Annotated in this window: 23 protein-coding genes; 13 read left to right on the top strand and 10 right to left on the bottom strand. The window is 32.9% G+C overall.

Annotated features, from left to right (window positions below; translation table 11 throughout):
* Positions 1–57: 57 nt before the first annotated feature.
* Genes THEYE_RS00640 through rlmN form a run of 4 tightly spaced genes read left to right on the top strand, consistent with a single transcriptional unit; the run spans position 58 to position 4,367 of the window.
* Positions 58–2,283, top strand: coding sequence for a vitamin B12-dependent ribonucleotide reductase (locus THEYE_RS00640; RefSeq protein WP_012545329.1), 2,226 nt, complete (start codon positions 58–60; stop codon positions 2,281–2,283).
* Positions 2,284–2,297: 14 nt separating this feature from the next.
* Positions 2,298–2,687, top strand: a complete 390-nt coding sequence (locus THEYE_RS00645; RefSeq protein WP_012545317.1) for a co-chaperone GroES — start codon at positions 2,298–2,300, stop codon at positions 2,685–2,687.
* Positions 2,671–3,339 (top strand): LOG family protein, encoded by a 669-nt coding sequence (locus tag THEYE_RS00650; RefSeq protein WP_012545458.1) that lies wholly within the window; start codon positions 2,671–2,673, stop codon positions 3,337–3,339. The genes THEYE_RS00645 and THEYE_RS00650 overlap by 17 nt, the downstream gene beginning before the upstream one ends.
* A complete protein-coding gene (gene rlmN / locus THEYE_RS00655; RefSeq protein WP_012546659.1) occupies positions 3,339–4,367 on the top strand; it encodes a dual-specificity RNA methyltransferase RlmN in 1,029 nt (342 codons plus the stop codon). The genes THEYE_RS00650 and rlmN overlap by 1 nt, the downstream gene beginning before the upstream one ends.
* Here rlmN and THEYE_RS00660 read toward each other — a convergent pair whose 3' ends face one another.
* The 5 genes from THEYE_RS00660 to THEYE_RS00680 all read right to left on the bottom strand — a co-directional run bounded on the left by THEYE_RS00660 (position 4,368) and on the right by THEYE_RS00680 (position 8,636).
* Positions 4,368–5,132, bottom strand: coding sequence for a YkgJ family cysteine cluster protein (locus THEYE_RS00660; protein ID WP_012545667.1), 765 nt, complete (start codon positions 5,130–5,132; stop codon positions 4,368–4,370).
* Positions 5,132–5,533: a secondary thiamine-phosphate synthase enzyme YjbQ gene (locus THEYE_RS00665; RefSeq protein ID WP_012545896.1), complete on the bottom strand. Its 402-nt coding sequence runs from the start codon at positions 5,531–5,533 to the stop codon at positions 5,132–5,134. Before THEYE_RS00665 ends, THEYE_RS00660 begins: the two co-directional genes overlap by 1 nt.
* Positions 5,533–6,693: an LL-diaminopimelate aminotransferase gene (locus THEYE_RS00670; protein ID WP_012546563.1), complete on the bottom strand. Its 1,161-nt coding sequence runs from the start codon at positions 6,691–6,693 to the stop codon at positions 5,533–5,535. Before THEYE_RS00670 ends, THEYE_RS00665 begins: the two co-directional genes overlap by 1 nt.
* A 75-nt stretch (positions 6,694–6,768) precedes the next feature.
* Complete coding sequence (locus tag THEYE_RS00675) at positions 6,769–7,419, bottom strand: energy transducer TonB (RefSeq protein ID WP_012545165.1); 651 nt, start codon at positions 7,417–7,419, stop codon at positions 6,769–6,771.
* A gap of 176 nt (positions 7,420–7,595) precedes the next feature.
* A complete protein-coding gene (locus THEYE_RS00680; RefSeq protein WP_012545533.1) occupies positions 7,596–8,636 on the bottom strand; it encodes an ATP-binding protein in 1,041 nt (346 codons plus the stop codon).
* Between the two features lie 75 nt (positions 8,637–8,711).
* Here THEYE_RS00680 and mtgA point away from each other — a divergent pair, with 75 nt between their 5' ends.
* A complete protein-coding gene (mtgA, locus tag THEYE_RS00685) occupies positions 8,712–9,521 on the top strand; it encodes a monofunctional biosynthetic peptidoglycan transglycosylase (protein ID WP_200855668.1) in 810 nt (269 codons plus the stop codon).
* Here the strand turns inward: mtgA and malQ are convergent.
* Genes malQ through THEYE_RS00700 form a run of 3 tightly spaced genes read right to left on the bottom strand, consistent with a single transcriptional unit; the run spans position 9,481 to position 14,505 of the window.
* Positions 9,481–11,526: a 4-alpha-glucanotransferase gene (gene malQ, locus THEYE_RS00690; RefSeq protein WP_164924794.1), complete on the bottom strand. Its 2,046-nt coding sequence runs from the start codon at positions 11,524–11,526 to the stop codon at positions 9,481–9,483. The genes mtgA and malQ overlap by 41 nt on opposite strands.
* Positions 11,498–12,790: an ABC transporter ATP-binding protein gene (locus THEYE_RS00695; protein WP_012545780.1), complete on the bottom strand. Its 1,293-nt coding sequence runs from the start codon at positions 12,788–12,790 to the stop codon at positions 11,498–11,500. The genes malQ and THEYE_RS00695 overlap by 29 nt, the downstream gene beginning before the upstream one ends.
* A 2-nt stretch (positions 12,791–12,792) precedes the next feature.
* Positions 12,793–14,505, bottom strand: coding sequence for an ABC transporter permease (locus THEYE_RS00700; RefSeq protein ID WP_012546850.1), 1,713 nt, complete (start codon positions 14,503–14,505; stop codon positions 12,793–12,795).
* A gap of 221 nt (positions 14,506–14,726) precedes the next feature.
* On the opposite strand from THEYE_RS00700, the gene THEYE_RS00705 reads away from it, so the two are divergent.
* Positions 14,727–15,737: an ABC transporter substrate-binding protein gene (locus THEYE_RS00705; protein ID WP_164924795.1), complete on the top strand. Its 1,011-nt coding sequence runs from the start codon at positions 14,727–14,729 to the stop codon at positions 15,735–15,737.
* Positions 15,734–18,286 carry an ATP-binding protein gene (locus THEYE_RS00710; protein WP_012546219.1) on the top strand — a complete coding sequence of 851 codons (2,553 nt, stop codon included), beginning with the start codon at positions 15,734–15,736 and terminating at the stop codon, positions 18,284–18,286. Before THEYE_RS00705 ends, THEYE_RS00710 begins: the two co-directional genes overlap by 4 nt.
* Here the strand turns inward: THEYE_RS00710 and THEYE_RS00715 are convergent.
* Positions 18,272–18,649 carry a response regulator gene (locus THEYE_RS00715; protein WP_012546203.1) on the bottom strand — a complete coding sequence of 126 codons (378 nt, stop codon included), beginning with the start codon at positions 18,647–18,649 and terminating at the stop codon, positions 18,272–18,274. The two genes, THEYE_RS00710 and THEYE_RS00715, sit on opposite strands and share 15 nt — an antisense overlap.
* Before the next feature lie 78 nt (positions 18,650–18,727).
* Here THEYE_RS00715 and hemL point away from each other — a divergent pair, with 78 nt between their 5' ends.
* Genes hemL through THEYE_RS00745 form a run of 6 tightly spaced genes read left to right on the top strand, consistent with a single transcriptional unit; the run spans position 18,728 to position 22,583 of the window.
* The gene (hemL, locus tag THEYE_RS00720) at positions 18,728–20,011 is read left to right on the top strand and encodes a glutamate-1-semialdehyde 2,1-aminomutase (RefSeq protein ID WP_012545461.1); all 1,284 of its coding nucleotides are present in this window, start codon (positions 18,728–18,730) and stop codon (positions 20,009–20,011) included.
* Positions 20,008–20,532, top strand: coding sequence for a TorD/DmsD family molecular chaperone (locus THEYE_RS00725; RefSeq protein ID WP_012545951.1), 525 nt, complete (start codon positions 20,008–20,010; stop codon positions 20,530–20,532). The genes hemL and THEYE_RS00725 overlap by 4 nt, the downstream gene beginning before the upstream one ends.
* Complete coding sequence (locus THEYE_RS00730) at positions 20,525–20,785, top strand: AtpZ/AtpI family protein (protein WP_012545122.1); 261 nt, start codon at positions 20,525–20,527, stop codon at positions 20,783–20,785. The genes THEYE_RS00725 and THEYE_RS00730 overlap by 8 nt, the downstream gene beginning before the upstream one ends.
* On the top strand, positions 20,754–21,119 hold the full coding sequence (locus THEYE_RS00735; RefSeq protein ID WP_012546716.1) for an ATP synthase subunit I: 366 nt from the start codon (positions 20,754–20,756) through the stop codon (positions 21,117–21,119). The genes THEYE_RS00730 and THEYE_RS00735 overlap by 32 nt, the downstream gene beginning before the upstream one ends.
* A complete protein-coding gene (locus tag THEYE_RS00740; RefSeq protein WP_012545885.1) occupies positions 21,116–21,274 on the top strand; it encodes a hypothetical protein in 159 nt (52 codons plus the stop codon). Before THEYE_RS00735 ends, THEYE_RS00740 begins: the two co-directional genes overlap by 4 nt.
* Complete coding sequence (locus THEYE_RS00745; RefSeq protein WP_012546494.1) at positions 21,261–22,583, top strand: glucose-6-phosphate isomerase; 1,323 nt, start codon at positions 21,261–21,263, stop codon at positions 22,581–22,583. Before THEYE_RS00740 ends, THEYE_RS00745 begins: the two co-directional genes overlap by 14 nt.
* Here the strand turns inward: THEYE_RS00745 and THEYE_RS00750 are convergent.
* Positions 22,580–23,131: a thermonuclease family protein gene (locus tag THEYE_RS00750; protein ID WP_012545903.1), complete on the bottom strand. Its 552-nt coding sequence runs from the start codon at positions 23,129–23,131 to the stop codon at positions 22,580–22,582. The two genes, THEYE_RS00745 and THEYE_RS00750, sit on opposite strands and share 4 nt — an antisense overlap.
* Positions 23,132–23,137: the final 6 nt, after the last annotated feature.

Raw genomic sequence — 23,137 nt, forward strand, 5'->3', positions numbered from 1 at the left:
TTATAATCTAAAGTTTTATTTATTAACAACTAATTTACTCTAAAAGAGGGAGGGAAAATGGAAAAAATTAAACAAACATTTGAATTGACAGACAATGCTATAGAAGTTTTAAAAAGACGATATCTTAAAAAGAACGAAGACGGTATATTGATAGAAACCCCTGAAGAACTTTTTACAAGAGTTGCAACTGCAATTGCTCAAATAGATACAATATATGGTAAATCAGAAAAAGAAGTGTATAGAACAAAAGAAGAATTTTTTGAACTTATGACTTCTTTAAGATTTTTACCAAACTCACCAACTCTTATGAATGCTGGAACTCCACTTGGTCAGTTGAGTGCTTGTTTTGTTTTACCTGTTGAGGATTCTATGGAAGGAATCTTTGATGCAGTAAAATATGCAGCAATAATACATAAATCTGGAGGAGGAACAGGATTCAGTTTTTCCCGTCTTAGACCAAAAGGCGATGTTGTAGGTTCAACCAAAGGCATAAGCTCAGGTCCTGTATCTTTTATGAGTGTTTTTGATTCCGCTACAGAAGCTGTAAAGCAGGGTGGCAGGCGCAGAGGTGCAAATATGGGACTTTTAAGAGTAGACCATCCTGATATTTTAGAGTTTATAACCTGCAAGGATGACCTCACAAAATTCACAAATTTTAATATTTCAGTAGGACTGACAGAAGAATTTATGAAAGCTGTTATAAACGATGAAGAATATGAGCTTATTAATCCTCGTTCAGGAAAGATTGTAAAACGCCTTAAAGCTAAAGAAGTTTTTGACCTGATTGTTCATCAGGCATGGAAAAATGGTGAACCCGGGATTGTTTTTCTTGATAGAATAAATGCGGCTAACCCAACACCGTCACTTGGTGAGATTGAGGCAACTAATCCATGCGGAGAACAACCACTTTTACCCTATGAATCCTGTAATCTTGGCTCAATAAATCTTGCAAAAATGGTTAAAGATAACTCTGTTGACTGGGAACTTCTTAAAGATACAGTATGGAAGGCTGTCCATTTTCTTGATAATGTTATTGATGCAAACAAATATCCTTTGTCGCTTATTGAACAGAACACAAAGGCAAACAGAAAAATAGGACTTGGAGTAATGGGATGGGCTGATATGCTGATTCAATTGAAAATTCCTTATAATTCAAAGGAAGCATTAAATTTAGCAGAAGAATTAATGAAGTTCATACTTCATGAAGGACGACTTGCTTCTAAAGAACTTGCAAAGGAAAGAGGGACATTTCCAAACTATGCAAAGAGCATTTACTATGACAAAATGCCTTTAAGGAATGCGACGATAACAACAATTGCACCGACAGGAACTCTTTCAATTATTGCAGGTTGCTCATCTGGGATAGAACCTCTTTTTGCTCTATGTTTTGCAAGAAATGTAATGGATGGAACAAGGCTTGTAGAAGTTAATCCTTACTTTAAAAAAGAAATGGAAAAAATAGGGATATGGTCTGATAGTTTGGCAGATAAAATAGCTGAAACTGGTTCAATTCAGGGAATAAAAGAAATACCTGAGGAAATAAAGAAAATTTTTGTAACAGCTCATGAAGTTTCTCCATCTGAACATATAAGGATGCAGGCAGCATTTCAACAGTATGTTGACAATGCAGTCAGTAAAACTGTAAATCTTCCAAATCAGGCAACAGAAGAGGATGTAAGAGAAGTTTATCTCCTTGCATATCGTCTTGGATGTAAAGGTGTTACTGTTTATAGAGATGGTTCAAGACATGGACAGGTTATTCAAAAAGGTAAAACAGAATCCCCAGCTTTACAGATAAGCCTTAAACCAAGAAAGAGACCTGAAACTCTTAAAGGTGTTACAAGATTAATGAAGACAGGCTGCGGAAATCTTTATGTGACAATAAATAAAGATAAAGATGGAAAACCTTTTGAAGTTTTTACAAATATAGGAAAAGCAGGAGGATGTGCTGCTTCTCAGGCAGAAGCGATTGGAAGGCTAATTTCTCTTGCATTAAGAAGCGGAATTGAGCCACAAGAAATAGTAAAGCAACTTAAAGGTATTTCTTGTCATGCTCCTGTTTGGTCAGGTAATGGCAAGATTACAAGCTGTTCAGATGCTATTGCTAAGGCAATAGAGGCAGAATTAAGAGAAACAAAAGGAAATAGTCTGGAAAATAAAGAGGAGATAAAAAACAATTCAGAGGCAGCTCACTATGGAGCCTGTCCTGAATGTGGAAGTTCTCTTTCTTATGAAGAAGGTTGTGTGATATGTCATAGTTGTGGGTTTACCAGATGCAGCTAAGATAGAGTGAAGTTATGAAAACTAAAAGAGAGTTTATAATAGTTGGAGACAGAGTTCTTATTGAGCCAGATGAGCGAATGGATAAAACTTCAGCAGGTCTTTTTTTACCACCAACTGTTAAGGAAAAAGACAAGGTTCTTGGTGGTAGAATTGTTAAGGTTGGTCCTGGTTATCCAGTCAATGATCCTTCTGCTGTGCTTGAAGAGCCATGGAAACAGTCAAACACCGAATCAATAAGATATATTCCTCTGCAAGCAAAAGAAGGTGACTATGCACTTTTCCTTAAAGATGCAGGAATTGAAATAGAATTTGAAGAAAAAAAGTATTTAATTGTACCACATTCGGCGATACTTGCACTTATAAGAACAACAATAATAGAGGATGAAGATGATAGAGGATTTTAAATCTACTGATACATGGCGAGTCTTCAGAATACAATCTGAACTTGTTGAAGGATTTGAAACACTTCATGGAATAGGTCCTGCTGTTTCAATATTTGGCAGTTCAAGACTAACAGAGGAAAGTTTTTATTATCAAGAAGCCTTTAAAGTTGCAAGACTTCTAAGTCAGGCGGGTTTTTCAATTATCACAGGAGGCGGGCCTGGTATAATGGAAGCAGCAAATAAAGGTGCAAAAATAGGCAGGGGTAAATCTATTGGATTGAATATAGAAATTCCTCATGAGCAACGTCCCAATAAATATCTTGATATTTCATTAAATTTTAGATACTTTTTTGTAAGAAAACTTATGTTTATAAAATATTCCATAGGTTTTGTTATTTTCCCAGGCGGATTTGGAACTCTTGATGAACTTTTTGAAGCATTAACGCTTGTTCAAACAGGTAAAATTATTTCGTTTCCTGTTGTTCTTTACGGTTCTGAATACTGGAAAGGACTTCTTGATTGGTTTAAAAATTCTCCAAAGAATTTGGGCGCAATAAGCCTTGATGATTTTAAATATTTTGAAATAATTGACAATCCTGAAGCAGTTTGCGGTTATCTTAGAAATTATCTTACCCGTCTTGGAGTTCCCTTGCCTGATTTTTATTGCGAATAATGTATAAACAGAATCTGAAAGAGCTTACCACAAAACAGATAGAAAAAATAATATTAGATGAATCTCTTCCATTATATCGTAGTAAACAAATAGTTCAATGGATTTATAAGAAATTTGTAGACTCAATAAACGATATCACTGAATGGTCTAAATCATTGAGAGAGAGATTTTCAGAAAAATATTATATCGGGAGAATAAATCTTTTTGATAAAAGAATAAGCATTGATGGGACTATAAAATTTCTCTGGGAGCTTGAAGATGGTGAAAAAATAGAAAGTGTTTTAATCTCAGATAAAGATAGATTAACCCTATGTGTATCAAGTCAGGTTGGCTGTATGCTTAAATGTAAATTTTGTCTTACAGGGAAAATTGGATTAAAAAGAAATCTGAAAGCATGGGAAATAGTTGACCAGTATATTCAGGTAAGCAAAATAATACAAAAAGAAAATAGAAAGATTACTAATATTGTTTTTATGGGCATGGGGGAGCCTCTGTTAAATTTTGAAAATGTGGTTGAGGCATTATGGAGACTTAAAGACTTAATATTATTTTCTCCAAGCAGAATTACTCTTTCAACTGCTGGAATAATTCCTGCAATAAAGGAATTACCATACAAAGCTCCAGCCATTAAATTAGCTATCTCATTAAATGCAACAGACAATAAGACAAGAAGTTATTTAATGCCGATAAATAAAAAGTATCCTCTTCATGAACTTATTAAAACTTTAAGAGATTATCCATTAAAGCCAAGACATAGAATAACCTTTGAGTATATATTGATAAAGGGGATAAATTGTTCTGAAAAGGATGCTTATAGGCTTTCTGAACTACTTAAAGGCATTCCTTCAAAGATAAATTTAATTCCTTTTAATCCTTGGGAAGGATGCGAATTTGAAAGACCTGAGGATAATGAAATACTTAATTTTCAGGAAATATTGGCAGCAAGAGGTTATTCAGTCTTTATAAGAAAAAGCAAAGGCACAGATATACTTGCTGCCTGTGGGCAGTTGAAGGCTTTATACCCTTAGTTATTTCCTTTTCAGCTTCAGTGTTTCCTTTATCATAAGAAGAAACTTAACGTAATCAAAACCGAAATTCATAAGTTCTGTTTCGTCTTTTTTTATTTTATTTATTTTTTCTTCTGAGACATCAAAGACATCAAGAAACTTGCTTTCAAAGACAAATCTTTTAAATGCATCAATATCATAGCAGGCTGTATAAAATGCTTTTTGTTTTTTCTCATCAAGTTTTTCTGCTTTAAGATTTCTTATAAAGAAAAGTTCACGCCATCCTCTATTCATGTCATCATATACGTCAACTCCTTGGTCTTTTCTCCACTCTTGAACTGTCCACTCTTTTTCCTCTTCAAATCCCTTGCAGTGAGGCTCTTTAACAAAAAAGTAGTGTTCTTCTGTTATTCCATCTGTTAAGTCAAACTTTTTAAGGGATGCTTGTCCTATAGGATAATATCTACAGGTAGCTGGTCTGTCTTCATAAACAGAACATCCTGCTTCGCAAAGAAAAGGACATGTTTTCTCTTCATCATCATTTTTGTTCAAAAATACAAAGGGATATCCGCTCTTAGGTTCAACAAAAACATAGGTATATTTCATCAAAAACTCACCTGAAGATATACCAAATCTATTTCTAAGCCTCATTATGTCATAGGGAGTAAGCATTATATCAATATTTTTACAGCAGCTTTTGTAACAGGATATTCCTGGATAACAGCGAAACTTAAAATTTGATTCAAGTGTTAGCTCCTCTGGAGCTATTGCATTAATGTTTAACATTATTCCTCCTCTTTAAGTATTTTTAGATAAATTTTTCTTGTTCTTGGTCCGTCAAATTCGCAGAAAAATATGCTCTGCCATTGCCCCAAAATAAGATTTCCATTTTCAATAAAAATATTGACAGATGACCCTACAAGAGTTGTTTTTATATGACTGTCTGCATTCCCTTCCATATGAAGATACCCTGCCCCATAGGGTGCTATTTTTTTTAATGCATTGATTATATCCTTTTTTACTGAAGGGTCTGCTCCTTCATTTATTGTTATGCCTGCGGTTGTGTGAGGAACATAGAGATAACAAACTCCATTTTTAATTCCTGAATCTCTTACAGCTTTTTCTACCTCATCAGTGATATCAATTAGTTCCTCTCTTGAAGAAGTCTTTACTGTCAATGTTTTCATTACAGTTTAAGCCTCCTTATTCTTTCTACAGCTTCTTTTATTTTTTCCTTAGACTGCGTAAGAGCAAATCTGATATATCCTTCTCCATGTTCACCAAAACCTACTCCAGGTGTACATAAAACTTCAGCTTCTTTTAAAAGTTTAGCAACAAAATCAATGGATTTTCCATTAGGAACTTTTACCCATAGATAAAAAGTTGCTGCAGGTTTTTTAAGAGCAAATCCTGCATTTTTAAGTCCTTCATATAAAATATCTCTTCTTTCTCTGTATACATTTCTAATTTGTTTTAAAACAGTATCTTCAGTTTTCAGAGCTACAATACTTGCCTCCTGAATTGCTTGAAAAACTCCAGAATCAAGATTTGTTTTAACCTTGCCAAGTCCTGCAAGAATATCTTTATTACCAACAGCAAATCCTATTCTCCATCCTGTCATATTATATGTTTTTGAAAGAGAATGAAATTCTATTCCAACATCTTTTGCTCCATCTATTTGCATAAAGCTAATAGGTTTTTCTTCATAGTAAACCTCTGAGTAAGCAGCATCATGACATACGATTATATTGTATTTATTTGCAAATTCTATGATTTTTTTATAAAAATCCGTACCTGCACAGGCTGATGTAGGATTATTTGGATAATTTATGAACATAAGTTTTGCTTTTTTACATACATCTTCTGGAATTGAGTCAATATCAGGAAGGAATCCATTGTCTTCTTTAAGAGGCATAAAATAAGGAATACCTCCTGCAAACTTTGTTCCAACAGGATATACAGGGTAACCAGGAGATGGCACAAGAACAATGTCTCCAGGGTCAATAAATGCAAGAGGAATGTGCCCAATCCCTTCTTTTGAACCAATAAGACTGATAACTTCCTTTTCAGGATCAAGCTCAACATTGAATCTTTCTTTGTACCAATCAGCCACAGCCTTTCTGTATGAAAGCATTCCTTCATAGCTTGGATATCTGTGGTGCTCTGACTTTTCAACAGCTTTTTTCATTGCATCTACAATGTGAGAAAGAGTTGGAATATCAGGATCTCCAATGCTTAAATCAATTAAATCCGCTCCTTTTAAGAGAGCTTCTCTTTTCATTTGGTCAATTGCTGCAAAAAGATATGGTGGTAAAGTTCTAATTCTTTCAGCATACTGAATCTGCATTCTCGTCCTCCTCGTGGTGTTTGTTTATTTAGTTTACAAAAAAAATAGTAATATTTCAAAAAATTTGAATTATTTTCAGTTTTTAAGAATAAATCTTACTGGAAGGATTGCCCGACAGGCTACTGGTTTACCATCTTTAATTGCAGGTGAAAATTTTGATTTTTTTACTGCTTCTATGGCTGATTCAGTGAAACCATAAGGAGCTCCTTCTATTATTTCAATATGCATGAGTTCTCCTTTTTCATTAAGGGTAAGCCTTAGAGTAACTTTTCCCTCTTTTCCCAGTCTTCTTGCAATTTGTGGATATATAGGAATTTCTCTATGAATAAACTTAGGTCCATAAGCAGTACCAAACTCTGTGTCAATAATTCCATCTTTGTCTGATTTTAAGTTTGATGCAATTTTATTTGAAGATATTTTCTGTGAGGTTTCAACATTGGAAGAAGAATAATTTGTGATAGTTTCAGTTTTTTGATTCTCAATTTTTATATTCTCATCAGATTTAACAGTAAAAGGGATTTTTTCTACAGTTTTTTTTGTTAAAGGAACTGAAGTCTTAACATCTCCTTTAAATGATTTAGTTACGTCATTTATTATAAAAATTTCCAGCTTCTGGTAGTCTTTATTTAATTTTACAAAGCTTGAAACTGTCACAAAAATTAAAAGATGGAAAAAAACAGAAATTACTACAAAATACTGAATTTTATTTATATAAACTATTCTCATTTTTCCATAAAAAAGCCATGAAAGCTTCTTGAGCCTTCATGGCTTTGATTCACCCTTCAGGATGAGTTTGAAAAAATTTTAAAATATTTCATAATTCCCAGTCAACTTTTCGCTGTTCGTTTGTGGTTACAACAATAAAATGTCACATATTATGACTCAATAGCCATAAAAGCTTTCTATGATAACAAAACACTCAAAGGGATTGCCCATAGCTTATCACCAAGTCTTACTATATTTGTTCCATTGTATGCAACCACTCCTGCAATGCAGTTTTCTGTATTATTTACAAAAGCCTTAAGCCCTGAAAGCTCTCTGTCTTCCCATTTTTCTCCTGCCTTTACCTCAATAGCTATACATTTGTTTTGAGCTTCAACTACAAAGTCAACTTCATATCTTCCCTGTATATGCCAGAAATAAAGATTTGCCCCTTGCCATCTTGACTCTATTATTAACAGTAGATTTTGGGCAACATAGATTTCAAAAAGTGCTCTCATCAGGGGTTCTCTATCAAGTGAGTCAATGCCAGCGAGATAACAAGCAAGTCCTGAGTCACTCATGTATATCTTTGGTGATTTGATGAGTCTTGCTGCCTTGCTTTTTAAATAAGGATGAATTCTTCTTATGATAAAGGATGCTTCAAGCAAGGAAAGATATCTTGAGGTAGTTGAAACATTAAGCTTTGCATTTCTTGCAAGGTCGCTTAAACTTAAGATACTCCCTGTTCTTAAAGCAACAAGGCTCAGTAGATGCCTGAAGGAGATTAAATTTACTATTTGACTGAACTGTCTTATGTCTCTTTCAAGATAGGTTTGTTCATAACCTTTAAACCAGAGGGTTCTCTCTGATAGTCCAAGAGCAACAGGTGGTAGCCGTCCTTTAATTATGTCTTCATCTTTTATTTTTTCTGGGGTGGTTGAGCTTTCAATTTTCTGTGTTCTGAAAAATTTCATTAAAAATGGCTCTTCCTCTGTTTTAAAAAATAACTCTCTTCGGGACATGGGAGACATGTTCAGATAAATTGCTCTTCCTGCAAGGCTTTCGCTAAGATTTTTAAGTAGTGCAAAATTTGCAGAACCAGAAAGTAGAAATTTTCCAGGCACTCTTGCTTTATCCACAATCTTTTTTATTACTGTAAATATATAGGGAAAAATTGAAAAAGGTAGTTCAAGTCTTAATCTGGAAATTTCTTGTGTATGCTCATTGATATATTTTATCAAAAGTTTTTTTTATCCAAAGACAACTTAATTAAAAATCATTCTATAAGTAACCTCTGTCAATGATAAAATATGGATATGCTTAAATGGATATTTAGAGGTCTAATCATTGTATTTGTATCTTATATTATTTACATAGTTGGTTATCCATTTATGGTAGATGTTTCCTCTCTAAAAAAGAAAAATCCAGAGTTAACAGCAATGATGAAGTATCGCATTAAACAATGGGAGAGGGATGGTAAAAAAATAAAAATAAAAAAAATGTGGATACCTGTTAATAGAGTTTCCCCCTATCTTGTTAAGGCAGTTCTTATTGGAGAAGATGACAAATTTTATAGCCACTCAGGATTTGATATTGAAGGAATAAAAAAAGCAATTGAGAAAGACATAAAGGAGAAAAAATTAAAATATGGTGGCAGTACAATAACACAGCAATTGGCAAAAAATCTTTATCTTACTCCATCTAAAAATCCTGTAAGAAAGATTCAGGAAGCAATAATTACATGGAGACTTGAAAAAACTCTGTCTAAAAAGAGAATTCTTGAACTCTATCTCAATGTTGCTGAGTGGGGGGAGGGAATTTTTGGTGCAGAGGCGGCATCAAGGCATTATTTTGGAAAATCAGCTTCAGAGCTTAATGCAATAGAAGCTGCAAGGCTGGCTGCGTCTTTACCAAATCCTATAAAATACAGTCCTGTAGGAAATTCAAGATTCATTGAAAAGAGGACAAATCTTATATATTTCATAATGCAGAAAAGAGGCATAATTAAAGAAGAGTATACAGAACCAGAGGAAAAAGATTCCGTGCCTGTATTAGAGGAAAAACAAGAGGAGAAAGAACTTCCTTCTATCCAGAAGGATGAGTCCGTCCAGCCTCAGTTAAAATAGTTGTAATTTCTTTAAAAATAGGCAATTTCATAATTTCATCAAAAGACAAAGGAAGTTTTCTCTGCCAGTTAGGATATTCTGTGACTGTGCCAGGAAAGTTTGTTTGCTCTTCCATAAGCAGCATATCTTCAGGATATAGCAGTAGATATTTTGATTGAGTTTTTGCAAGGAATTTTATTATTGCAACAAGTAGCTTGTCAATTGGAGCTTCTTCTTCAAGCAGTCCTTCTTCTTTTAAAAGGGTAATAATTTTTCCCTTATCTTGCTGCCTCTCTGCAAATGCGTTTTCAAATTGTTGCTCATCAAAAATTGAAAACTGTTTTCGTAATTGTATATCCTTTCCTTCCCAGAATCCCTTGAGAGTGGGTAAATCATGGGTTGTTATACTGCATAAAGCATCTTCAGGATAAAAACTGGATGGTTTATATCCGTATGGACCTTTTTCAAAATAAAATACTTTCCATGAGCAGATTTTTCTTTTAATAAGTTCTTCTTTCATCCATTCCTCTGCGGTTCCAAGATCTTCTCCAATAACCCCTGTTTTGTTTATCTGACTTTCAAGGGTAATTATACCAAGCAAATCTTTCCAATGATATTTTATATATGCGCCTTCATAGGGAGTTGTTCCTTCAGGTATCCAGAAAGCTCTAAAAAGTCCAAGTGCATGGTCAATTCTGAGCAATTTTGTCTTCATATTGGCTTTTAAAAGTTTTATAAATGGCATATAGGCTTTTTCTCTTAATCTGAAAGGAATTAAAGGAGGAAATCCCCATTTTTGTCCCTTAGGATTAAAGTCATCTGGTGGTGCACCATATTCTGCCTTAATTGCATAAAGTTCCTGATTGACCCAAACATCAAAGCTTGACCTAATTGAACCAAAACCAAGATCAAGAGAGATTGGATAGGTTTTCATTTCTGCGATTTCATCTTCAATAAGCCATTGGAGATACTCATAAAAAACTACATCTTTATTGTATTCAGAATAAATCATGGAAAGATTATTTTTATCAGGCTTTCTAAATTTTTCTTCCCAATTTTGCCAGTTTTTCCCGAATTTTTCTCTTAGGAAACAAAAAACTGAAAAGTACTGTAAATCTTCTCTTACAGCAGGACATAGCTTATTTTTATAATCAAGGAATCTCTTTGCTTCATCTTCTTTGTTAATGTAAGCTTTATAAAACTTTGCAAACTCCATCCTGAGAGCTTCTATTTTTTCTTTCCAGACAGAAGCATAATCAAAAAACTCTTCATTTTTTTCTTTTACAGGACTTTTAGATAGATAAAGAGGCGTATTAAACTGTCTTGATATGGCAGAATAGGGGCTTATACCATACAAATCTTCAGGATCATTTAAATGAAGAGGATTTATACTTATAAAACCTCCAAGAGAATTTATATATTCGGCAATTTTTTTTAGATGTGAAAAATCTCCTTCTTTTTTATTTCCTCTTAAACTCCAGAGATTAAGATGTAAACCCCAGGTTTTCTTTTTAAAAGGAACAAAACAATTTTCAGGCACAACTATCAGAGTGCTTTTATGAATTGATTTTTCAAAAAAAACGGTTATGTTATAGTAGCCAATAGGAAGCGAAGGAACAGGGATATTGTATTTAAAATATATTCCGTCATCAAGAACTCTCTGCTCCTCTTTTTTCATAATATCAAAATTTAAAAATAAACTCAGAGTTTCACCTTCTTGTCCTAAATCTTTGAATGGAGAAATTTCAATGTGACTGGGCTTTTGATTTTCTTTTAGATAAATGAATATTGAATGGTCCTGTTTAACTACATAGACAGGTTCTAAGCAATTTTTCCAAGAATTGTTTTCAAAATAATTAATCCAGCTAATGATGTTTTTTCCATCAGGAGTAATTCCAATTGCTGAAATCAGTTTGATTTTTGTGTCATAAGAGATATCAATACGTTCGCCTTTGTAATTATAATAAAAAGGAAATATTCCGAGTAAATCTGAAAGCTTACATATCAATTGTTGAAGGTTCTTCAAGGTAGAGTTCTCCAGCGTCATAATCATAGGCAAACAGTTCTGCGTATCTTCCCCAGTCTATGGCTGTTTCAAGCTGATTCCATGCTTCTTCTGGTGTGAAATGATTTTTAAGAATATCAATAAAGAATTCCTCTGATACTCTGTGCTTTGAAATTGTTGATAAAACCTGCATAATTTGTTTAATAAGTTGAACATTCTGCAGAGCAGAGTCTTTGAATATTTCTTTTTTCTCAAGAGTATCCGCTTCTGCCCAGTTTTTCCCCTTTTCTGTGAGAATAAAATCACCTTCTCGCACTTCTCCGAAGTCAAGTATTACAGATGCTTCTATCAATGGAAAGATATCATCAACTTCCATGCTTAATTCAGAACTTAAAGCATAGATATCAACCCTTCCACCTTTATCATGAACAAGCTCAATAAGTCCTGCAATTGCACCAACTTTTGCATGGGGAAGAAACTGATATCTACCAGCCGCAAGAAGGAATGGAATTTCCTCAGGTGATTTTATAAGAATAGTGTATATTTTATCTAACAAAAATTTGAAATCCCTTGAATTTCTATCTCTTGGGTATGGAAGTTCAAGAGGAATCTCAGCTTTGATTTTTCCAGGATTATGAGTAAGAACAACAGCCCGAGATGACATACTTAAAGCTTCTTCAATATTATGAGTAACAAGAACAATGGCTTTTGCCGGCATTTTACCCTCTTTCCATAAATCAATAATATCTCCACGAAGATTGTCTGCTGTAAGAACATCCAGTGCTGAGAAAGGCTCATCCATAAGTAAAAGCTCAGGTTCCACAGCAAGTGCTCTCGCAATTCCTACTCTCTGTCGCATCCCGCCGCTTAATTCTCTTGGATAGGCATCTTCAAATCCATCAAGCCCTACAAGGTCAATTGCTTTAATTGCTTTTTCATGTATTTCTTCTTCATTCAATCCAATGCCTACAAGTCCAACTTTAACATTTTCCAAAACAGTAAACCATGGGAAAAGAGCAAAACTCTGAAAAACCACTGCTATTTTAGCATTTGCTTTTTTGAGAGGTACTCCTTTGTATAAAACCTGCCCTTCAGTTGGTTCAACAAGTCCTGCAATTATTCTTAAAAGTGTTGATTTACCTGCACCAGACTGTCCAAGAATTGAAACAAACTCATCAGAGTATATTTTCAGGTTAATATCTTCCAAAACAGTAATTTCTCTTCCCTTACCAACCATAAACGATTTTTTAATACCTATGGTTTCAAGAATAATCTCTTTTTCCATAACTACTCCAGAACATATTTTGTCTTAGCCAAAATAAAAAGTCTTTTCCATAGCAATCTATTTATTCCAACAACAGTTAGAGACATAAAACATGTTGAAAGCAATAAAAGTCCAAAATTTCCGGAAGCAGATGACTGACTTATTAAAGCACCAAGTCCTGCTGTATGCATTATTTCTCCTCCAAAAGAAACATACTCACTTACAATTGTAGCATTCCATGCTCCTCCGCTGGCAGTAATCAATCCAGTAACAAGATAGGGAAATATCCCAGGAAGTATTAGAGTTTTCCATTTTCTGATACCTTTTACACCATAAGCTCTGGAGATTTCAATTAAATCCTTAGGAATTGCACTTGCTCCAGCAATTATATTAAAAAGCAAATACCATTGTGTACCAAGAAGCATTAAAAATATGGCACCTATATCCAGTCCTCCTCCAAGTTTAATAAGAAAAAGAAGAATAACAGGAAACACCGCAGTAGCGGGAACACTTGCTGCTATCTGAACAATGCTTTGTAATATCTTGGCAGCTCTGGGATTTAGCCCAATATAAACTCCAACAGGAAGAGTCCAGACAAGTGCGATCAATAAAGCCACAAAGACTCTTAGTAGTGAATAAAAGGCAGCTTTTATTATTGTAATGATATCGTTGAAACTAATATTTGAAACCAGTCCAGCAGCTTTTAAAATAGCCCATATAATTACCAACAAAATAATTATTAGAGAAATAATTCCCATGATTTTACTCAGTCTATTTACAACAGGATTGCCTGACAATGAAAATTTTCTGTAACTGAGTTTTTCTACTTTGTTAATCGTATTGTTCAATAAATCTACTACTTTTTTAATGAAAATAGAACCTGAAAAAAGATTTAATACAAAAGATTCTCTTTCTTCTTCTGGTGGAATTGTTTCTATTCTGAATTTTTGTGACCACACAATAAGAGGTCTCCATATAAAAAGATCAAGAATAATTATTAAAAGAATCATAGTTCCCAGTCCGTAAATTACATATTCAATATTTCCCTCATTTGCAGCTGTTTGAATATAAGAACCAATCCCAGGAAGTCTAAAATCTTTATCTTCAAGAATAAACATCTCACATGCCATGAGAAAAAACCATCCTCCTGCTACGCTCATCATACTGTTCCAGATGAGTCCTATAGCACTGAAGGGAAGGTCAAGCCTTAAAAACTTAGAAAATTTATTGAATTTAAAAACTTTTACCACTTCTCTCATTTCTTTTGGAATTGTGCTTATGGAGTGGTAAAAGCTGAATGTCATATTCCATACCTGCCCTGTAAAAATCAGAAGAATACATGCAAGTTCAAGCCCTATTCTTTTTCCAGGGAAAAGAGCTATCATTGCTAAAACAACACCAGGCAAAAAGGAAAGTACAGGAATTGACTGAAGAATGTCAAGCAAAGGAATCATTATTTTCTCATGAATTTTGCTTCTTGAGGCAGTATATCCATACCATATGGAGAAAGTTAAAGACAATATATAGGCAAAAAAAATTCTTGCAAGAGACTGAATAGCATATTGTGGGATATTTGAAGGATTTAAATTTATTTCCACTGTTCTCTCATAAGGAGTACCCCATTCAGAAGCTATGTATATAATAAAAGAAAGAATCCCTAAAACAATAAAAAATACCGCTATATCAATTGCTCTTACTTTAAATGTTTCAGCAGGAATAGAGATGGGTATTTTCATTTTTACTCTCCCTTAGGAAAAATCTTAAAATTATAAAACAATTCAAATGACATTTGCCATAATTTCTTTAAAAGCAGGCAATGTTTTCATGTTATTTTTTCTATTACCACAATTTATCATTCCAAGCGAGGAGTTTAGAATCTGCTGAAAAATATTAAAAAAGTGTATGTAATATTGAAATAACAATTTTGAAATACAAGGAAGTTTTGATAAAATATGGCATGAGAAGTTTTTTAAAAATTTCTGTCATTATCTTTGCGTTTTTTATTCTCTTTGGATGCTCGGAACAAAAAACTGTAGTTATTCTTTCAAGTTATGATGCTAAAGATGTATGCGGTCAGCCCCAGGTTGAGGGAGTTACTGATGCGTTAAAAAAGAATATATCAGATTTAAAGATTGAACAGATTTATTTTGATTCAAGAAGAATCTCTAAACAGGAATTTGAAAAGAGATGTGATGGTTTCACAAAACGCTTTAAATCTCAAAAACCTTCTTTGATTCTTACTACTGATGATGCAGCATTTCAATGCGTAGCAAAGCATTTTATGGGAGATAAAATTCCTGTTGTATTTTCAGGCATAAATCTTACTCCAGAGCATTACAATACAAAATACCATTTTATAGAAGGAAGAAAGCCAATTAAAAATTTTACAGGTGTTTATGAAAGAATTTTTGTATTAAGGCAAATGGAAATGCTTGAAGTTTTTGTTGGCAAGATTGATAAAATTGCTATTCTTTATTCAACCGACTCTATGGGTAATATACTTAAAGAACAAATTATCTATGAACTTAAAAATAAGGATTTTAAAGATAGAATAGTTTTATACCCTGTAGGTTCAATTCAGGAACTTATAAAAGCTTCAGAGGAAATAAATAAAAGAAAGGATATCGTAGCTTATTTCCCTTTTGTGATGTCAATAAAAAATGAGAAAATATTAACTATATCAGATATTGCATCAATAATGACGGATAAAATTAAAAAAATTGACCTTGCAATTAACAGAGAGTTTGTTCAACTTGGATTTTTTGGTGGTATATCTGTTGATTTTTATCAGATGGGATACAGAGCAGGTGAGATGGCTTCTTATATTTTAAAAACAGGTAGAATATCAGATTTGGAAGTAGAAGATGCAGAAAAATTTTTAAGAATTATAAACTTAAAAAGAGCAAGAGATATAAATCTCAAAATTTCTGAAGAAAATCTTTCTTTATTTGACGAAGTGATAGGATGAATACTCAAATTTTTGATGATTTATTTAATTTTTTAAGAGTATCATTTCTCTTATTCCATTCTATTGTTTTTTATTATCTTATTTTCTGGCGTAAAATTATAGAGCCAAATTTTAATAAAAGAGTTGTTGGATATTTTTTTATTATCATTTTTTTACATACTATTCTTAATTCAATAATTTTATTCAAAAACTTTATTGGCGGATATTATTTATATTTAATTGCTGCAAATATTGCAGTAATTGCTGCAATTCTTTTTTATGCCTACAAAACTATTATCAATCTCAAACTATATTATCTTTTATTGGCGATTATTTTTGTTATTCTTTTTATATTCAAACAGGATAAGACTTTAATATTTTTAGGACTTTTTCTGATAGGTATTTCTTATTTTCATATTTGGTATAAGGAGGAGTTTTCCCAATACAAACCATCAAGAGTTATACCTTCTTTAATAAAAAAAGGAGCTCTTTTGCCTTTTATTTTTTTTGGCTTATATATTATTTGCCTTTCATGTTATATAGTTTCTCAGTCACTATTTCTTAATATTTTTGCTACCTTTTTAGTTTTTTTAAGTCTCTCATTCAGAACAATGTCCTTGTATGAAGAAAGATTTAAAGCCTATGTTCTGTATATTTTTATGTTTGTTTTAATCTTTTCTATTCTGATTTACTTATCTGGAAAATATATTGAAGATATGAAAGATATGGATGCATACCATAAAAAACTAAACATGCAGAGAATCTCTCTTGAAGTTAAAGATAAAATAGCCTTTTACAGCGATTTAGTTAAATTTGAAGCATCTTCAAATGAATTAAAAAAAAGAATAAAAAAGGGGCAAGAAGAGTTAAATAAATACCTTTCCTATTTAAATCAAATTTTTGATACGGATTTGGTTTGGCTTACTGATAAAAATGGAAATATAATAGCCTGCTCTACTGAGTATAGAAAAGAGATGATTAATCAAAATGTGAGTTTCAGGAAGTATTTTAAAGATTCAATTCAAGGAAAACTTTCAATTTTTATTGCAAGAGGAATTTATACAAAAAGGGATGATATAAGAATTTCTTACCCTGTTTATGATAGGGGTAATATAATCGGAGTGCTTGTTTTGCAGTTTGATATAAGCAAAAATTTTAAGAAAGAGATTGATATTGAAAATGCCTTTATGATGCATTCTTCTGGAGGTATTCTTATAGGTAAACAGGAACTCAAAAATAGGATGCTTTTTAGTGTTTCACCTGAAGAGCTTAAAAAGGTTTACGAAGAAAAAATATTCGGAAATGATAGACTCCTGCCTGCAGGTTTTAAAAAGATTGATAATGACATATTTGAAGATTTTAAGGGACGTAGATGGCAGATTGTTAAGTATGAGATTACTAATGATTGGTGGCTTGCAAGTTTTCTAAATCTTTCTTTGTATGAAAAATTTAAGGGTATTTCCTATATTGTTTTAATCATCTTTGCTTTTATTTCTCATTCTTTTGCCATAAGAAGCCTTGATAGATTAAGAACTATTTTTCTTAATCTCGCTGAGGAAGTGGAAGAAAAAAGAACAGCTTTTGATTCAGTTGATACAGGATTTATTTATACTGATTCTTCAGGAAATATCAAGTATATGAACAAAGAAGCAAGAAGGCTTCTTGATGTTTCAGACGACTCTTTTGGAAAACAGCTAAATGAGTTATTAACCTTTAAAGAACACAATGGCTCTGAATATAAGATTTTACAGATAAAAGAAAAAGAGGTTCCTGTGATTTATACAGAAAATCCGATATTGGTAAAGGGTATAAAATTTGGTGATGTAATAACCATTAAGGACGCTACAGAAATAATTCAAAGGCAGGAGCTTTCAAAAAGATTGGAAAGAATGGATATACTCACAAAGATATCAGCAGGAATTGTTCATGATTTTAGTAATTATTTAATGGTTCTTACTGGGAATCTTTCCTTGCTTAAGGAGCTTGAAAAATCAGAGGATAAAAAAGAAAATATAGAGATAATGCTTGAAGTTACAAAAATAATGAATACAATTATTGAACAAATGAAGGATTTAAGTCCTGATTTTATATTAAAGAAAGAAAAATTAAATGTTGAAGACATTGTTAAAAGTTCTACTGAATTTGTTTTAAATGGAACGGCAATAGAGTTTACTATTGAATCAGAACCTTCAATATTGCCTGTTTATGCCGATGCTGCGCAGCTTTATAGAGTATTTCAAAACATTATAATGAATTCAAGACAGGCTATGGAGGATAAAGGAAATATAAAAATAAAGATACAAAATTATATCAATGATGGCGAACTTAAAGATTTAAAGAAAGGAAACTATGTTTGCCTGACAATTACAGATTCAGGTCCGGGTATTCCTAAGGAATATATAGATAAAATTTTTGACCCATTTTTTACAATGAAAAAAGAAGGAAAAGGTCTTGGATTGAGCATTGTAAAAAACGTTATAGAAAAATCTGGGGGTAAAATAGAGGTTGAAAGCATATCAGAGATTGGAACAACTTTCAGAATATATATTCCAGCATCAGATAAGATTTAATTTCTTCAGAACTTCTTTAAGTTCTTCAAGTGTATAGGGTTTGTTAAGGACACCCTTAAAGCCTAATTTTTCATACTCAACAATTGATGAATCATTAAAGTATCCGCTTGATATTAAAGCATTTACATTAGGGTCATATTTCTTTAGTTCCTGTATGACTTCTTTACCTGACATCCCTGGCATAACAAGGTCAACTAATATAACATCAAAAAAATTGTTTGAATTAAGTTGAGAGACGAATTTTTCTAATGCTATTTCTCCATTCTCAGCAGTAATTACTTCAAAATTTAGAAATTCAAGCAGTGCCTTTAAAGTTTCTCTAACTAATTCATTATCTTCTATAACAAGCGCTCTTTTAGACATGAAAAATTATAACATAATTTGCGATTTTGTTGTTTTTTCTGGTATTTTTATTGAAATAAACGATACTTGGAGGTAAAAATGAAGACAACAAAATCCAAGAAACTTTATAAACAAGCTTTAAAGCTCATGCCAGGAGGAGTCAATAGTCCTGTAAGAGCTTTTAAGGCAGTAGGTGGAAATCCTTTATTTATAGCAAAAGCAAAGGGTTCAAAAATTTATGATGTTGATGGGAATGAATACATAGACTATGTTCTTTCATGGGGACCTCTGATTCTTGGACACGCTTATCCATCTGTTGTTAAAGCATTAAAGAAAGCCATAGAAAAAGGAACAAGCTATGGCGCACCAACTGAACTTGAGATAAAGCTTGCTACTCTTGTAAAAAAAGCATTTCCTTCTATAGAAAAGCTTCGTTTTGTTAATTCAGGCACAGAGGCAACAATGTCAGCAATAAGAGTAGCGAGAGGATTTACAAAAAGGAACAAAGTTATAAAGTTTGAAGGATGCTATCATGGTCATGTTGATGGACTTCTGGTTTCAGCAGGCTCGGGAGGTGCTACATTTAGTATTCCTGACAGTCTCGGCGTGCCTCAATCATATACTTCAGAAACAATTGTCCTACCCTTTAATGATATAAACACATTCAAAAATACATTAAAAGAACATTGGAAAGATATTGCCTGTGTGATAGTTGAACCAGTTGTGGGAAATATGGGATGTATTCTTCCTAAGGATGAGTTTTTGAAAGTTTTAAGGAATGAGACTCAAAAATATGGGATTGTTCTTATTTTTGATGAAGTAATGACAGGATTTAGAGTTTCTTTTGGTGGAGCACAACAATACTATGGAGTTAAGCCTGATCTTACATGTCTTGGTAAAGTTATTGGAGGAGGACTTCCTGTAGGTGCATATGGAGGCAAAAAGGAAATAATGGCACTTGTTGCACCAGATGGCGGAGTTTATCAGGCAGGTACACTTTCAGGGAATCCTATTGCAATGACTGCTGGAATTGAGACTTTAAAGGTGCTTTCAAAAGCTTCTGTATATAAAAGACTTGAAAAAACAATGCAATATCTTGAAGAGGGACTGAAAGATTCAGCCAAGCAAGCAGGAATAAATGTGAAATTTTATAGAGCAGGAACAATGTTCTGCACATATTTTACAGAAAATGAAGTTATAGATGCAAAAACAGCGAAGACTTCAGATACAGAAAAATTTAAACAGTTTTTCTTAGGGATGCTACAAAAAGGAGTTTATATTGCTCCATCTCAGTTTGAGGCAGGATTTATAAGTCTTGCACATAGTGAAAAGGATATAGAAAAAACTGTGCAGGCAGCTTACAAAATATTTAAAAAGCTATGAATTTTTTAGACTATATTGATGAAGAAAGAGCAGAAGCTTATAGGCTTTTTGCCTATCTTTTTATGAATATTCCCCATATTGAGCATATTGAGCAATTTGAAGAGTTTGCTCAAGTAGAAATTAAAGATACATATGAAGAAATATGCGAGGATTTTATACATTTATTTATCAATGATAATCTACCAAACTATGAAGCCTATTACAAAGCTGAACTTTATAAAGATATTCCAATAAATCGTAGTCTTGATGATGTCCAACATTTTTACTGGACAGCAGGAGTTGCAATAGATGAAGAAATAGACCTCCCCCCAGATCACATTTCAATGGAGTTGCTTTTTATGAGTTATTTAATTGAACAAAATTTAAAAGATTTACAAATAGAGTTTGCAAGAAGACTCTGTGAGTGGATACCTCTTTTCTGTGATGCTTTATATGAAAAGGCGAATACAGATTTTTACAAAGAAGTTGCATATTCTCTCAAAGAGTTTGTATTATCAGAATGTGAGGATGTCAGTGAGTGAAGAAAGTCCTAAAAAATCTATTTTTAAAGTAATTCTTGAGGCTTCGGCTTTAGGAATTAATTTTGTTCTCTGTGTAATTATAGGAGCAATACTTGGATATCTAATAGATAAATTTGTCTTTCATAAAACTTTTCCATTGTTTTCTCTTATTTTTTTAGCTGCTGGATTTGTAGCAGGTGTAAAAGAAATTTTTAGATTTATAAGGAAGGTGAACAGGGCAGATGGACAGGGAAGTAATAAAGAGGGTCAATAAGCAAACTTTCATTTTAGTGCCAGTTCTTGCCATAGCAGCTTATCTTCTATGGCAGAATGAGATAGTTGCTTTTAACGTCATTCTTGGAGGGTTTATTAGTTGGCTTAGCTTGAGAGAACTTGCATGGGCTGTAAAGAAATTTTTTGGAAAACCTATGTTTCAGCTTACTGTAATTGGGTTAAGCTACCTCAAACTGGGGGCTATTTTTTTATTTCTCTGGTTTATTGCAATTAAGGGCTGGTTCAACATTAAAGGATTATTGATAGGTTTTATAGCTATTTTGATTATTTCTACAAAAGAAGCTTACTTGTATATTCGGAGGCAAAGATCTTGAGCTGGAAGCTTTATCTTCTTCTTGCGCTTGCGCTCCTTGTAATGATGGCATTCAAGCTTACAAAGGTTTTAGCCATGATTGTTATTTTATCAGTGGTTATAGTCTTTGTTGTTGCCTATTTTTCAAAGAAAGGAGGCAAACGTGATAAGACTTGATTTTTCAAATATTCTAACAGAAGAAATAGGTCATAATGGTCTTTCTCTTATTGAAATAGAGAATGAAGCAAAAAAATCTATATCGCTTTTGTCTAAAAAACCATATAAAGAGCTTGATTTTATAAATTTACCATTTCAAGATACTTCCCAAATTAAAGAGCTTGCAAAAAAAGCAAGAGATTATGAATATTTTATTGTTCTTGGAATTGGTGGAAGTGCTCTTGGTCCCAGAGTCTTGCTTGAAGCATTAAGTCCTTTTAACAATCTTAGAAAAAAAAATAGAGTTTTTATTTATGATAATGTTGATCCTGCTACATTCAAATACATTATAGAGATTATTGATTTAAAGAAAACTCTCATAAATGTAATCTCAAAGTCTGGAAGCACTGCGGAAACATTGGCTTCATTTTTACTTTTCTGGAGAATGATAAGGGACAGGAAACTTGATGTAAGACAACATTTTATTTTTACCACAGACTCTGAAAAAGGGAATTTAAAAATGATTGCAGATGAGTATGAAATTCCTTCTTTGGAAATTCCAAAAAATGTTGTGGGCAGATACTCGGTTTTAACACCTGTTGGACTTCTTCTATCAGAGGTCATAGGAATAAAAAGTGAAGAATTATTAGAAGGAGCAAAGGAGATATCAGAAAGAGCTTATAGAGAAAATTTGAATGAAAATCCAATGGCATATCTTGCATCCTGTCTTTATCTTATGGATAAATTAAAAAACAGAAAAGTTTTAGTTTTTCTTCCTTACTCTGATAGACTTAAGACAATGTCTGAATGGTTCTGCCAGCTTTGGGCAGAAAGCCTTGGTAAAGAAGGAAAAGGAACTACTCCGTACCCATCTTTGGGAACAACTGACCAGCATTCTCAGCTTCAGTTGTGGATGGAAGGACCTGAAGATAAAGTTATTTTATTTGTTTCTATTGATAATCATGGATTTCAGGAAGAGATTCCTCAGGAATTTCATGATATTGAAGGATTAAGATATCTTGGCGGACATACTCTTGAAGAGTTGATTAATACAGAACAACTTGCTACAGAAATGGCTTTAAGGATGAACAAAAAACCTAACATGAAAATCATAATACCCAAAATTGATTCCTTTATAATTGGTCAACTTTTCCAATTTCTTCAGATAACAACTGCCATGGCTGGTTTACTTTATGGTGTAAATCCTTTCAATCAGCCAGGGGTGGAACTTGGCAAAAGACTTACCTATGGTGCAATGGGAAAGAGAGGATTTGAAACAGAAGGAGAGGAGGTTAAAAACTACCTTAAAAGACAGAGATATATGATTTAGTTTCTTGGATGCTGTTTTCTCCAATCTGAAGGCTTCTCAGTTAGTCCGTCTTTGCCCCAAATGCCTTTTTTCTCTTGTCTGGCAAGTCGCTGAGCCTCTACAAATAACTCTACATATTTTACATTCGGTGGAATAGTATACACCATAGCATATCCATTTCTTATCATCATATAGTTAATCATATTTCCATTTTTATCCCACAAATATGCCAGAATCCTTCCATATTTATCTCTGTGTTGGACATCAAGCTCAATTTTTACCCGCATGTCACTTTCTTTGACGAGTTTTTTTAAATAGTTTTTAGCTTTTCTGCCCCACGGCTCTTGAGCAAGTTCTGGCGCATCTATTCCAATTAACCTGACTTTTTCAGTTCTAACAAATATTCCTAAGACAGAGTTTGTAACAATAGTTAAAGTATCACCATCATTGACTTCTGTAACTATACAATAATCACTTTCCTTTTTTGCACAAGCAGAGGTAAAAATAAAGAACAGTAAAAATACCAAAAGCCCTGCAACTATAATATTTTTAGTATAATAATATTGCATAGTTTA

This window comes from Thermodesulfovibrio yellowstonii DSM 11347, assembly GCF_000020985.1.
GTDB lineage: Bacteria > Nitrospirota > Thermodesulfovibrionia > Thermodesulfovibrionales > Thermodesulfovibrionaceae > Thermodesulfovibrio > Thermodesulfovibrio yellowstonii.